This window comes from Methylosinus sp. DMC45 (assembly GCF_056313885.1).
In genome coordinates this window covers 43287-55599 of the sequence record NZ_JBQUZK010000004.1, presented here as the reverse complement: position 1 = coordinate 55599, position 12313 = coordinate 43287, and the positions used below count along the sequence as shown (strand labels likewise).

General features: G+C 65.3%; 17 protein-coding genes. All 17 read right to left on the bottom strand.

What is annotated here, in order from left to right; translation table 11 throughout:
• The coding region (locus ACT53T_RS02240) for a hypothetical protein (protein ID WP_476159805.1) at nucleotides 1–943 on the bottom strand (943 nt) is incomplete at its 3' end.
• Nucleotides 943–1314: a hypothetical protein gene (locus ACT53T_RS02235; RefSeq protein ID WP_476159804.1), complete on the bottom strand. Its 372-nt coding sequence runs from the start codon at nucleotides 1312–1314 to the stop codon at nucleotides 943–945. The genes ACT53T_RS02235 and ACT53T_RS02240, both read right to left, overlap by 1 nt.
• Nucleotides 1311–1919, bottom strand: coding sequence for a hypothetical protein (locus ACT53T_RS02230; protein ID WP_476159803.1), 609 nt, complete (start codon nucleotides 1917–1919; stop codon nucleotides 1311–1313). The genes ACT53T_RS02235 and ACT53T_RS02230 overlap by 4 nt, the downstream gene beginning before the upstream one ends.
• A gap of 10 nt (nucleotides 1920–1929) precedes the next feature.
• Nucleotides 1930–2670, bottom strand: coding sequence for a hypothetical protein (locus ACT53T_RS02225; RefSeq protein ID WP_476159802.1), 741 nt, complete (start codon nucleotides 2668–2670; stop codon nucleotides 1930–1932).
• A complete protein-coding gene (locus tag ACT53T_RS02220; RefSeq protein ID WP_476159800.1) occupies nucleotides 2670–4856 on the bottom strand; it encodes a hypothetical protein in 2187 nt (728 codons plus the stop codon). The genes ACT53T_RS02225 and ACT53T_RS02220 overlap by 1 nt, the downstream gene beginning before the upstream one ends.
• A 1-nt stretch (nucleotide 4857) precedes the next feature.
• Complete coding sequence (locus ACT53T_RS02215; RefSeq protein ID WP_280949684.1) at nucleotides 4858–4980, bottom strand: hypothetical protein; 123 nt, start codon at nucleotides 4978–4980, stop codon at nucleotides 4858–4860.
• A gap of 26 nt (nucleotides 4981–5006) precedes the next feature.
• The gene (locus tag ACT53T_RS02210) at nucleotides 5007–5432 is read right to left on the bottom strand and encodes a gene transfer agent family protein (protein WP_476159799.1); all 426 of its coding nucleotides are present in this window, start codon (nucleotides 5430–5432) and stop codon (nucleotides 5007–5009) included.
• 2 nt (nucleotides 5433–5434) lie between these two features.
• Nucleotides 5435–5884: a phage tail tube protein gene (locus ACT53T_RS02205; protein WP_476159797.1), complete on the bottom strand. Its 450-nt coding sequence runs from the start codon at nucleotides 5882–5884 to the stop codon at nucleotides 5435–5437.
• Between the two features lie 11 nt (nucleotides 5885–5895).
• Complete coding sequence (locus ACT53T_RS02200; RefSeq protein ID WP_476159796.1) at nucleotides 5896–6321, bottom strand: DUF3168 domain-containing protein; 426 nt, start codon at nucleotides 6319–6321, stop codon at nucleotides 5896–5898.
• Nucleotides 6318–6923 carry a hypothetical protein gene (locus ACT53T_RS02195; RefSeq protein ID WP_476159795.1) on the bottom strand — a complete coding sequence of 202 codons (606 nt, stop codon included), beginning with the start codon at nucleotides 6921–6923 and terminating at the stop codon, nucleotides 6318–6320. Before ACT53T_RS02195 ends, ACT53T_RS02200 begins: the two co-directional genes overlap by 4 nt.
• A 1-nt stretch (nucleotide 6924) precedes the next feature.
• Nucleotides 6925–7260, bottom strand: a complete 336-nt coding sequence (locus ACT53T_RS02190) for a phage head completion protein (protein WP_476159793.1) — start codon at nucleotides 7258–7260, stop codon at nucleotides 6925–6927.
• Nucleotides 7261–7270: 10 nt separating this feature from the next.
• Complete coding sequence (locus tag ACT53T_RS02185; RefSeq protein WP_476159791.1) at nucleotides 7271–7912, bottom strand: head-tail connector protein; 642 nt, start codon at nucleotides 7910–7912, stop codon at nucleotides 7271–7273.
• A 9-nt stretch (nucleotides 7913–7921) separates the two neighbouring features.
• The gene (locus tag ACT53T_RS02180; protein WP_476159790.1) at nucleotides 7922–8191 is read right to left on the bottom strand and encodes a ubiquitination-like system serine protease family protein; all 270 of its coding nucleotides are present in this window, start codon (nucleotides 8189–8191) and stop codon (nucleotides 7922–7924) included.
• A gap of 19 nt (nucleotides 8192–8210) precedes the next feature.
• Nucleotides 8211–8732, bottom strand: coding sequence for a hypothetical protein (locus tag ACT53T_RS02175; protein WP_476159788.1), 522 nt, complete (start codon nucleotides 8730–8732; stop codon nucleotides 8211–8213).
• A gap of 70 nt (nucleotides 8733–8802) precedes the next feature.
• Entirely contained in the window at nucleotides 8803–10092 is a 1290-nt protein-coding gene (locus tag ACT53T_RS02170) for a phage major capsid protein (RefSeq protein ID WP_476159787.1), read from the bottom strand.
• A 72-nt stretch (nucleotides 10093–10164) separates the two neighbouring features.
• Nucleotides 10165–10953 (bottom strand): head maturation protease, ClpP-related, encoded by a 789-nt coding sequence (locus tag ACT53T_RS02165; protein ID WP_476159786.1) that lies wholly within the window; start codon nucleotides 10951–10953, stop codon nucleotides 10165–10167.
• Between the two features lie 4 nt (nucleotides 10954–10957).
• Nucleotides 10958–12307 (bottom strand): phage portal protein, encoded by a 1350-nt coding sequence (locus ACT53T_RS02160; protein WP_476159785.1) that lies wholly within the window; start codon nucleotides 12305–12307, stop codon nucleotides 10958–10960.
• Between the last annotated feature and the right edge of the window lie 6 nt (nucleotides 12308–12313).

Here is a 12313-nt window from a genome sequence, read left to right as displayed (position 1 = left end):
TGAAGCTCGGCCAATGAATATCGTCATAGGCGAGGCCGAATGCCTCCGGGAAGGTGAGGTAATCGGCGATCTGCAAAGCTGCATTGACCGAATAGGTCCATGTGGGATTGTCGACCGAATAGACGCCGGAGGAGGGGTCGAGGAAGCTCTGCGCAACGTCGCGCGGATCATAGATCGTGGCGCCGCGCAGAACCTGCGAATGGTTCGGCAGATAGCGCGGGAAGTGCACCATATGGAAGGTGGGCGTCATCGTCGCCCATTTGGTGTAGACGATCGACAGGCCGCGGCCGAGATGCGCGTCCGCAGACCATACGCCGCCAAAATAAGTGGTGAGCAGGGTCGACGCGTGACCCGTTTCTGTGGCGTTGCGAAATTCGAGGAATCCGAAGGGGCCGACGGCCGTGACGATCGGCGAGGGGCCATGGCCGGGCACATCGATATAGGCGATGTATTGCCCGTTTTTCATGCCGCTCGACGGCCAGACGATGGCGCTATCGGCGAAGTCGCGCGTGTTCGGATAATAGCCGAATGGACCGAGCACCGGCTCTGTCGTCGCGCCCGTCGAGGTGGTGAGCGTCTCGCTGTCGACGATGAAGGCCTCGACCCCATCGATCGGGCGGCAGGCGACGCACATGGCGTAGCCGACATATTGGCCGGCGCTCTCGCGGAACAGAAGATAGCCGCCAGATTTGTAGCGGCCATAGCCATAGAGGCGCGGCGGCGTGTCCTGGCCTTCCTGCTCTTGCGGAATCGGCGCTTGCGGAATGGTGAATTTCTGCGCAGCGCGATGCGAGCCGGCGAGCAGAGCCTCGGCGCCGAATGTCGCCGCAGTCGTGCCGATCGTGAGGACCGTCGTTCCCACGATTGCGCCGAGCGTGGTGCCGAGCACGGCCGTCCCGGCGATAGCCTCGCCGAGCAGCAGACCGCCGATCGCGACCGCCATTATCCGAACTCCGCCACGCGCAGCACGTCCGGCGCGCTCCATCCGACCAGCGCATCGCCGGCGAGGGCGAGCGCGCAACCGTCGCGGCCGATGAGGCCGCAAATTGCGCCGCCATGGACCTGCGGGGCGCGCAACAGCACGGCGTCGCCTTCCGCCAGGCGCAACGGCCGCACGAGCCGGAAGCCGAGCGCGCGGCCGCAAATGGCGAGTGCGCGCACGACGCCATAGCGCTGGAAAAGCGCGCGCTGGAGTTCGGGCGCGATATCGCCAGCGACGCGCCCGCTGGCGCGCAAATATGCGAGCACGGGCTCGCTGCACAGCATGCCGGGCATGGCGTCGTAATCGCGCAGGAAGGGGGCGACAGAGATCATCCCGAGAAGACGATGCTCTGCTTTTGAATCAGCTCTTGCACGCGCTCGCAGACACGATCGCCGGGATAGCGTGCCTGCTGATCGGCGTCGGTGAGGAACGCCCATCGCGCTCTGTTCTTGCCGGCGAGCAGAGGCTCGCAGACAACGGAGATGGCCGCCTGATGGCCGCCTTCGACCGGACCCGCCTCGAGCACCATGCGATCCATCACCAGCGTGCGGCGGCGCGCGCAGGAGATGAGCGCGCGCTCGGTCTCGCGCGCGCCGGCCGGCGCGGCGAAGGTGAGGAAATAGATCTCGGCGCGGCGGCCTTGGACCTCGGTTTCTTGATCCTGCATTTTGGCGAGGGCCGAAGGGTCGAGGCCGGAGAGCGTCAGCGTCAGCTCTTGCGTCGCGGCTTGCGTGCCGATCTCGAGCGAGCCGGACATAGAGCCGAGCGCGCCGACGCCTTTGAAGACGGGACCGCCGAGCGCGGTCGCGTCGAGCGGTCCGATTCCGTTCCAATAGGCGTCCGGGCCGGAGAGATAGTTCAGCTTGGCGCCGAGCATTATGGAGACCGAGTCGCCGCGGATGGCGGCGGCGATGGCGCCTGCGAAAATGCTGCTCATATCCGATAGCTCATGCCCAATAGGCCTCGATAAATTCCAGCGAGGCGCCGCCGATGCGGCCGAGCGAGAGCGGAAAGCTCTGCCCGCGCGATTTCGGCTGAAGCACCATGCGGCAGAAAGGATCTGCGAATTCGACGACGTCGCCGATCGCCACGCTCTCGCGGAGCCAGCGATCGAGGAGGACCTCGTAACGACGCGCCACGGAGTCGCTCGGCCAGACGCCCTCGAGCAGATAGGCGCGGTCGCCGAGCGTCATCCAATCGCCGGCCTCGGGAACGATGGTCGAGGCGACGTCGATGGTCACGCGCCAGCTCTGCGCCGCGGCCGCGAGAGCGATGGTGGCGTCGCCGGCGCCCTGTGAATAGGAGGAGCCGTCCGAGAATGTGGAACTGTCCGAATGTGTCGAGAGCGGGCCGAAGAGCGGCAGGCCGGCGCGGGCGCGCGGGCCGCGGCTCCAATCCATGACCGGCATATAGACGGCGCCGCCCTTGTCGAGACGCGAATAGAGCGCGCGAAAGAGATGCACGCGGCCGGAACGCGGCGCGGCCGTCGCCGGCGCCGGACCGCGCGGCGGATCGAAGAGGCGGATATCGTCGAGCCGGAAGGAGAGGGCGCCGGAGGGCGAGACATTGCTCTGCGGCGGCCCGACGAAGGGAAGCGGGCCGAGCAGCTGGCCATTGGCCACGCCGCCACCCCAGCTCTGTGGGAGCAGCTTGCGCGGCCAATGGGGAATTGACGGGTCATAAGCCATCACCAGGCCTGCAAAGGCGCCAACGACTGGCGCTCATTATTGGCGGCGACCTCGCTCTGAATCATGTAGCGGACCTCGCCATGGGTGGCGTAGAGCGGCTGGACGGTGACGCCGGGGGCGTGATTTTCGAAGACGATCTTCGACCCTTGGCCGCCGATCGCGCCGGCGACATTGCGCTGTTGCGCGGCGTTGAGGACGACCTCGCCGGGATGCGCGAGGATCGGGAAGCCGCCGTCCGGCGCGACGGGGCCGCCGCCGGCGTAGCGGGGTAGGTGCGCCATGGTGATGAGGCCGCCATCCGCGAATTTGAAGAGGCCGCCGAGAAGCCCGAGCAGGCCGCCGCCGAAGCCGCCGCCGCTCGACCCTCCCGAGCCGCCGCCGCTGGCGAGCAGCCCGAAGAGCCCGCCGACGCCGCCATTCTGGCCCGCGGTTCCGAATAGGCCGGCGAGCGGGCCTTGGCCCGTGAGCACGGCCTTCAGCGCCATTTTTTCGAGCTCCTTGACGACTTCCTTCAGCACATCGGCGAGCTTTTGATGCTCGACGATGAGGCGCTCGACCGAGGACTCGCCCATGTCCGCGAATTGCTTGCGGGCGGCGTCGGCCGCTTCCTGCGCCTTCGTCGCCTCATCGACCTTTTGCCGCAGCGTGGCGTGCGCCTCGGCGAGAGCGAGCACGCGGCCGCGCTCTTCCTCGGTGAGCGCCGAGCCGCGCTCTTTCGCGGCTTCCTCGGCCTTGGCGAGATCGATGGATTTCTCGCGTTCGACTTTGGACTTGCCGATCGCGTCGGCCTCGCCCTGTAATGCCGCGCTTTCTTTCTCGAGCGATTGGATGAGCCGATCGACCTGATCGAGCGATTCCGCCGCAGTCGAGCCGCCAGCGCCCGCGTGTTCATGTCCGAGCGTCGGGGCTTCGAGCTGTCGCTGCGACGGGCGCCGGGGCGGCGAAGGCGCGTCGACGGCGAGATATCGCGGCCCAGGCTCGCCCGGCGCATTCTCAGCCGCGAGATTTCTCAGCCCGGCCGTGAGCGGAAATTTCTTCGGATCGCCGAGCGCGTTGAAGGTTTCCTCATTGAACGGCTGGATGACCTTCGCTGTGCCGAGCATGGATTCGATCTTATTGACCCACGCGGCCGCATCGGCGATTTTCTCGACAATCTTCACCCAGATATTCTGGAATCCGATCGCCGCGTCGGCGAGGCCGCGCATCGTCGGCGCCATCTCGTTAGAGAGGCGCTCTTGCGCGATGCGCAGCATCTCATTCGATTCCTTTTGCGCATTGACGATATCTTCGCCCCAGACATAGCCGGCGTCTCGCGAGGTCTGGACATAATGCTCGATATCGGCGCGGCCGCTCTTGATCGCATCGACGACCTTGTATGCGTTGTCGCCCCATGCCTGCGCCGCGATATTGCCCGCCTCGATCTCGAGCCGCACGCCTTTCGCTTCCTGCCCGGCGCCGCGCATTGCGTCGGCGGCCTTCAGATAATCCTCGACCAGCACGAGAGCCGCATGATGTATGTCGTCGGACGTCGTCGCCTCGCGAATAAGGCCATAGGCCGCAGTCGGGCGGTTGAGCCCGTTCTGCAATTCATCCGCCGCTCGCATGAGGGGGCCGATTTGCTCGGCTGAAATTTCTTTGCGCGCGACCGACCCGACATGCTCGAGCGCAGCCGCAGCCTCTTGCGCCGTGAGGCCGAAGCGCGCCGCCTGATCCGTCCATGCCTGAAAGACGGTCGACGAGACACCCGCCTTCATCGAGCCTTCGATGATCTGATTCACGCGGTCGAACTGATCGCCCATGATCTTGAAGGCCTCATGCGCGGTGATGGCGCCCGCGGCGATGAGGCCCAGCTGAATCTTGTAATCGGAGAGCAGCTTCAGCCCGATCGCGAGAACGGGATGATGCAGCGCGAACGCCGTCTTCAGGCCTTCGCCGGCGAGATTGGCCGCGAGGCGAAGATGATCCGTGTCGCGGGCGAGGCCGAGCAGCTGCGCCGAGACTGTGCGTGTTCCCTCCGCGCCCGCCGAGATGAGGCTGTTGCGCAATAGCGAGGAATTGACGACGGCGGCTTGACCGATCGCCGTCAAATGGCGCGGCGCCTCCGCCGCGAGGGCGGAGAGCGCGCCGCGCAATGCGCCCGTATCCGCGCCGAAGCGCAGGATGAGCGCGCGGCTCGTATCTGCCATGTCAGAAACCCTCTTCCTCGAGGAGAGCGTCGAACCATTCACGCTCGCTCGGCGCGTCGACCTGGTCCGCGCCATTGCGCGCGGCGAGGCCGCGCATGGCGGCCCAAAAATCGGGATAGCTCATTTCGCGCGTCTCGCGCGGGGAGAGGCCTAGGACTGCGCCGGCGACGATATAGGCGGAGAGGTCTCCGGCGCGTCGGGCGCGCTCTCCGCCGTCTCTTTTCCCGGCGCGCGCTTCGCCTCTTCCGTGACGCCTTCAATGAGCGCGCGCATGACGGCGACGGCGAGATCGACGCTCTCCGCCAGAGGCCGCGCGTCGACGAGGCGCGAGACGAGCGCCTCCGCGGCGCCCGGCTGCATCTCGCCGCCGCCGACGAGGCCGAGGCGAATGGTCTCGCGAATGTCCGCGTGGCGGAACTCGAGCAGCGCGAGCCGGCGCCAGATCGCGCCGACGCCGGCGGAGCAAAGGTCCTCCAGCTCGCCAATCTCGCCGATGCGCAGGCAGAAGCGCCGGCGACGGCCACCGAACACCGCATAATGCACGGTGGTCGCGGCGCGGGTCTCGGACGTCTCCACCGTCAAGCCGCCGCGACGAAGGTGGGAATAGCGCCCTGGCCCTTGAGCGTCGCCGAGAACGTCACCGTGCCGCCGTCGCTGCTGGAGAGATCGAGCTCCTTCAGCACAATGGCGCCCGTGTAGGTTCCGCCGCCATTCGCCCCCGTGCCGGCGAGGGTGAGCTTCACATTATGCGCGCCGCCGTCGAGCCAGCCTTGCAGCACGGCATATTTGACGTAATCCGTGCGGCCAGAAATGGACAGCTCCCAGGCCTGCCCTTTGGCGACGCTGACATTGGCCGGGATATTGTCGGGATTTGTCGCGTCGACCTCCATATGGTCCTCGGTGTCGATCGTGCGCTTGAAGCTCTTCGTCGTCGCGATGCAGAGCAGAGTGAATGCCTCTGTCGGCGTCGCGCCATCGCCCATGGCGATCTTGAATGCGGTTCCGCGTTGCAGATTGGGAAAGGACATGTCTCTCTCCTTTAGCCGGCGACGATCGCCGCTATGTCGACATAGACGAGCTTGGGGCTGATCGGCTCGACGACGTCGCCGCCGAGCAATGTGTAGAGCGCCTGCGCTTGGACGGCGGGCGAGGCGAGCGTGAAGGTCTCGCCTTCGATCGCCGCCACCATGGCGTTCATCGCCTGCCAGGCCTCTCGGCGCCCGAAGGCGGTCGAGGCCACATAGAGCCGCAGGCGCAATAACCAGCCGGGGCCGCAATCGCTTTCGACGCGGCTCGCGGCGATCGGGCCGAGATAGGCGTAGGGGCTCGCGACGTCCGACGCATTGCTGCGGCTGTCGCGCGGGACCTCGTCATAGAGACGCGCGCCGAGAATGGCGGCGACGCCGGAATCGGCCTTCAGCGCTTCGATGAGCGCGGTCTTGAATTCGTCGGCGGGAATTATCATGCGCCGATCTCCCAGCCTTCGGCCGAGGCCTCTTCGTAGGGGAGGGCCTCGGCGACGCTCTCGCGCTTCGCAAGGACCTCATTGGCCGCGGGAAAGAAGAAGGGCTGCGCCGCCGCTCCGCCATGGGTGCGGCGGGAGCGCCGATCTCGGACGATCGCGTTTCCGCGCATGCCGGTCACGCCGGCCTGATCGGAGGCGTAGAAGCCCTCATGCGCGGTGATCGGCGCCGCGACGCTCGCTTCGCCGGAGCGCGTGCCGAACTCGACGAAGCGCGCGTAATCGGCGCCTTCCTTGCCGCTCGCCGTCTCATGAACCGCCGAAGCGCGGAACTCGCAATAGGCGTCGAAAACCTCGCCGCCTATGCCAGAGAGCAGGCGGCCGGAGTCGACGGGGACGAGGCCGCGCGCGGTCTCTATCATTTGCGCGAGCGCTTCGCTGTCGCGGCGACGCTGCTTGACCTCCATCCGCGTGACGATGCGCGCGAGCGAGCCCAGCGCATCGGGCCAGCCGAACAGGCCCGAGCCCGTCTGCGGATCCGCGAAATCGACGGCGCCCGAGCCGAGGGAGAAGGCCGCTTGGCCGACGATGAGAGAGCCGAGCATTTCAGCCTCCGATCTTGCGAGAGACGACAATCTCTATGAAGCGCCGCGTGCGATCCGGGAGAGAGACGGATTCGACCGCCCATTCGCGCCCTTCGAGGCGGATGCGATCGGCGACGTTGATCGTCCGATTTTGGGCGCAGTCATAGATTCTGAGCAGCCCGCGCGACTGGTCTTCGGCGAGCCCGGCCTCGACCGCCTTTGCGCCCGAGGCCTGCTTGAAGGATGCGCGCGTCGCGAAGGCGTCCGAGAAATCGCCACGCGGAGCGCCGCCGGGGTCTCCCATGATGACGGCGCGACGCAGAATCGTGACCGAATAGCGCATGCGTCCGGCGAGCATCGGGAGCCTTTCAGAAATTCGGCGAGCGGAAGGGCGCGACGAGCGCAGTGACGGCGAGCGGCGTTTCCTGCAATGCGGCGCCGAAGCCGGTCACAGCCTCGCGATTTTGATAGAGATGCGAGATCATGAGCAGCGCCGCGTGACGGATCGGCGCGGGGACGAGATCGGGCGTCGCCCCATAGCCGAGCGACATGGTGATTTTCCACGCGGCCTCGTCATCGTCGACGCGCGGCCATGCGACGCCTTTGGCGAGGCGCACGAAGGTCAGCTCCTTCGAAATCTTCCGCTTCACCCATTGCCCGCTCGCGAGCGTCTGATAGGCGCCGTCTTGCAGATACTCGACCTTGTCGACGGATTGGAGCGGCGCGCGGTCGATGACGAAGCCCGTCGCCGGCGGAAGGCCGCGCAAGCGTGGATCGGAGCGGCCATTGTTCTGCGGCGGAGACGGCGCCGCATATTCCCAGACTTGCGTGAGCAGCGGACGGCCGATGATTCCGCTCTCTAGGTCGAAATGCTGTGTCGCCACGTCGAGCAGCGCCGTCAGCAATGCGTCGTCGTCGCCGAAGTCGGCCGTGTTCGTTTGCCGCTTGGCCTCGGCGAGCGAGACGATCGGCGTCGTCGACGACGAGACGAGATTATAGACGCCGGTCATAGCTCAAACCTATTCTTCGACGTCAGGGAGCGGAACGGTATCGCTTCGCCCATGCCAACTGTCCGGCAAAAAGCGGATCATTCCATCTTCGACAAACGAGTGACAGCGGTTCGGACCATCCGGCATGCAGAGCATGCTCGGCGAAAACGTCGGACGCTCGAAATTTCCGTTGAACGTCCAGTTCGGCCTCGTCGTCGACCCAACCGTGAACGGATGCTCATAGCCGCAGGCCGGGCACATAATCGCGAACAAATGTTCGCCATACTTGTTCACCTTCATTTCGGCCCCGCGTCTCGGATCAAGAGGGCGGAGCGGCGGGCGGCTGCGTCGCCTCGCCGGGCTTCGCGGGAGGCTGCTCGGCCAGCTCGGCGAGCTTGGTCGAGAGCTGCTCGGCCAGCGCTTCCGCCTGGCGCTTGAAGTCGTCGCGCTCATCCTCGGCGGCCTTCAGCCGCATGGACGCGGCAACCTTGTATTTTTCGAAAGTTTCGACGACGGCGTCTCGCTGCGTCCGCGCCGCATCCGCCGCCTTGCGATGGACATCGGCCTCGGCGACGGCGCCGGCCTTTTCCTTCACGGCGGATGCGAGCTTGCCGGCGAGGTCCGCGGCCTGCTTGACCAGCCCTTCGCGCTCGGCGGTCACGGCGTCGAGCGCCTTGGACAGATCGGCGACGCGCGCGGCGGCGATTTCTTGCTCCGGCGCTTCGATCGCGAGGCCTACTTTGATCCACTCGCGCGCGACGTCGTCGGGCTTGTTGATGATATCGCCGGGCAGGTCCGTTTGATGTGCGCCGGCGATCGACGTGAGCAGCTTGATTTGCATCGGTGCTGATTCCTCGGCTTCAATTCCGCGAGGGATGAGACGCCCGGCCGCGCGGCCGGGCGCGGCGCGATCAGGTGGCGGATTGCTGCAAGGTGCGGATCGATTCCCACTGCGACGTCGTCGTATTCTTGGCGTCGATCATGCGGCCGTCGGCGCGCGCCCAGGCCAAGAATCCCACCTGTCCTTTCTTCGCATAGGCGGAGTCGGTGAACCGCAGGATGAGAACATCCATGACGTCGCGGATCATGTATTTCGAGAAATCGCCGAAGGCGATCGATTTGGAATTGGCCGCGAGGTCCGCCATATGCTGATTGATGACGATCGGCTTTCCTTCGATCTGATAGCCGGTCGACTCGCCGCCCGCGAAAGCCGCCTCGAGCGAGGGCAGGAAGAGCGGACGATTATTGGCGTCCTTGAGCTTTTTGACGGTCTTCCACGTCTTATCGTTCATCATCCATGCGCAGCTCGCCGAGGAGCGGTAGGCCGGATCGACGGAATGATAGAGTTCCATGAAGAAGTCATAGGCGAGCGACGTCGTGTTTCCGGTTGGGGCCTGATAGCCGACCGAGGCCGCGGTCACGACGCCCTGCGGCTGGCCCGTGCCCGTGCCGGTCGTGAAATAGCGGTTCTGTCCGCGGGCGACGCGCGTCGCGAGCGCGCGCAACACGACGGATTCGACATTCACCGCCGCGTCCTGAAGAATTTCCATCGAGACCGGGATGGTATGCGACGAAAATTTAAAGGCGCCGACGCTGACGGAGCCGAAGGCGAGATCGTCGTCGGAGGCCGGAACGCCCTCGGCGACGAGTTCGCCTTCCGCGGCCGTATCGTCCATCGTGCCCCAGGTGAAGGGCTGGCCGCCGGCCGTGGCGAGAATCCATGCGACGAGGCGCATGCCGCCATATGCCTTCAGGAATTCGAGCAGAGTCGGCATGATGAGCGTCGGAACAAGCACGCCGCCGGTCGCCGAAGAGCCCTCGGCGACATTCATGACGCGGCCCACATTGCGCGGGTCGCTCGCGGAAACGAGCGCGGCTTCCTCGGGCGTGAGCGCGGCGACGCCGCGCGCCAGCGCCTTGGCGAAGGCGGCGCGGGCCTGCTTCACGCGATGCGCGTTTTCGTCGACGCTCTTGCCGTTCTCATTGCTCGCGACGCGGGCGTTGAAATCGGTCGCGTCATCGGCGGAGAGCGTCAGGGAATTCTGAACGCGGCTGATCTGGCCATCGATCAGCTCGATTTCGATCAAGACAGCGTCGGCCTTGGCCTCGATTTCTTTGGTATAGGCCTTGGACTCGACGAGGCTCTTATATTCCGTCACCTTGCGGGCGCGCTCTTCGCGCAGATTTTTCAGGGACGACATCGCAGATTGCTCCTTTGGCGGAGTGTGAGACCCCGTGAAGGGGCGATTTCCCGTGAGGGAAGGCGGGCGAGATCAGGCGGCGCGTTCGAACAGCCGCAGCATGCGCGCGTGACGCTCTTGCGAGGTTTTGAGATAGGCGGCGACGGGATCGGCCTGCGGCGGCGCGAGCAGCGGCTTCGGCGGATGGTCGTAAGCCGAGAGATCGAAGCGGCGCAGATTGCTCGCCGGGGGCGTGCGGGCGGCGACGCGGTCGCAGAATTTCATTTCGACAGCCTGTTCCGCCGAGAGCCAGGTCTCGGCTTTCATCATGGCCGTCAGCTCTTCGACCGAAAGGCTCGCGCGGGTCGCATATTGGCTCGCGATCGAATCGCGGATGGCGTCGAGCATGTCGGCGCAGCTCCGCATTTCGTCCGCGTCGCCCCAGGCCATCGACTCGGGATTGTGGATCATCACGAAGCCGCCGGGCGCGATTTCGATCTCGTCCCCGGCGAGCATGAGCGTCGACGCGGCCGAGGCGGCCATTCCGTCGATATGGGCGATGACACGCGCCGGATGCTGCTCGAGCGCCGTCTTGATCGCCGTCGCTTCGAAGACGAGGCCGCCGGGGGAATTGATGCGTAGATGAATCGTCTTCGCCGCCAGCCCGCGCACGCCGCGCACGATTTCCTCGGTCGTCGGCTGATCCCAACCGCCGATCACGTCATAGACATAGATCGAGGCTTCATCGCCGTCGCGATCCGGGTCGAAGGCGGGATTGCTATCGTCGTCGCCATCCCAATCGGGATCATAACCTCTGACGATCTTCGGCTTGCGGCCGGGACCGTTCGAGGCCAGCAATTTCAAGAGTCGGCGCATGGGCATGGCGTCACTTCCTCGGCTTTCGCGACGTGCGGGATGAAGATTGCTGCGGCGGCTCGGGCGGCGGCGGCTCGTGCTTCACGCCTTCCTCGAGCGGCGGACCGCCGTTATGGCCGATCTGCGGCGCTTTGCGTTCCCAGGTGACGAGCTTGTCGGCGCTCGGATCTTTCGACGGCCCCATGTTGAGCTTTTGTCGGACCTCATTCGCCGTCATCACGCCGGGGCCGTTATTGCCGCCGAGCGCGATCTGGAAAGCTTCCATGCGCGTCTTCATATCGCCGCGCACGAAGCCTTCGCGGTCGAATTCAGCGACCTTTCCATCGGGAACGAGCTTCTCATTGACCTCGTCTTCGATGGCGCAGAGATGCGGGCCGAGCGTGAAATCGACGAAGGCTTGCGTCTGTTCCTCGAGGCCCTTGCCGAAGGATGTGGCCTTGTCGGTCAGTCCGGCGAGATGCGCCGGCACGCCGAAGATGCGCGTCGCGATATCCTCAACGCTGAAGCGGCGCGTGTCGAGCAATTGCGCGTCCGCGGCATTGATGCGCAGCTCTTTGAACTCGCCGCCACCTGTGAGCACGGCTGGACCCGAGAAGCGATTGTCCGCGCCATGCTTGCTCATCCAATGCTTGCGGATTTCGTCGGGCTGATCTTTCGCGACGCTCGAGCCGGCCGGATAGCTGATGTAGCCGTCCGGCGACGAGCTGTTGTCGAAATAGGCCTTTGCGAATTCGTCGGCGGAAATGCCGATCCCGACACTCATCGCATAGGCCGTGAGCGGCGACATGGCGCGAAAAATCTGCCAGATCGGCGAGCCCGGAATATGCAGCACGTCGTCTTGTGGCGCGACGATCAAACGCCCGTCGTCGAGCGTCATCGTATAGACCTGGACGGGCCGCCCTTCGATGCGGTCGAGGCGAATGCCGGTCCGCGACCATGGCACGAAATGCAGCTCATAAGGCTCGGCCGAACGGAAGGATTTGCGCTCTATCCAAGCGATTCCGTTGCCGTTGAGCAGCATGTCGGCGACGACAGAGCGCCAGAACATGGAGGCCGAAAGCCTTGCGTTGGGCCGCTTGTCGAGCATTTTCGCGAGCGGCGATTTGCGCTCGCGGACACGATGGCCATCGTCATGCTCATTGAACAGCGCGAAGGGAAGCATGGACACGCAACCGGCGATCAGCCGGACGCAGCCATAGACAGCGCTATGCGTGAGCGCCTTATCGGCGGAAACATTGTTCGTCTGCGGTCCGAACAGCTTTTCGAAGGCGAGCGGATCGGAGAGCGGATAGGTCGCGGTCGTTCCCGAATTTTCGACGGCGCCGCGTAGGTCGCGCAGCTCTTTTTTGAGCCGCAACATTTCGAT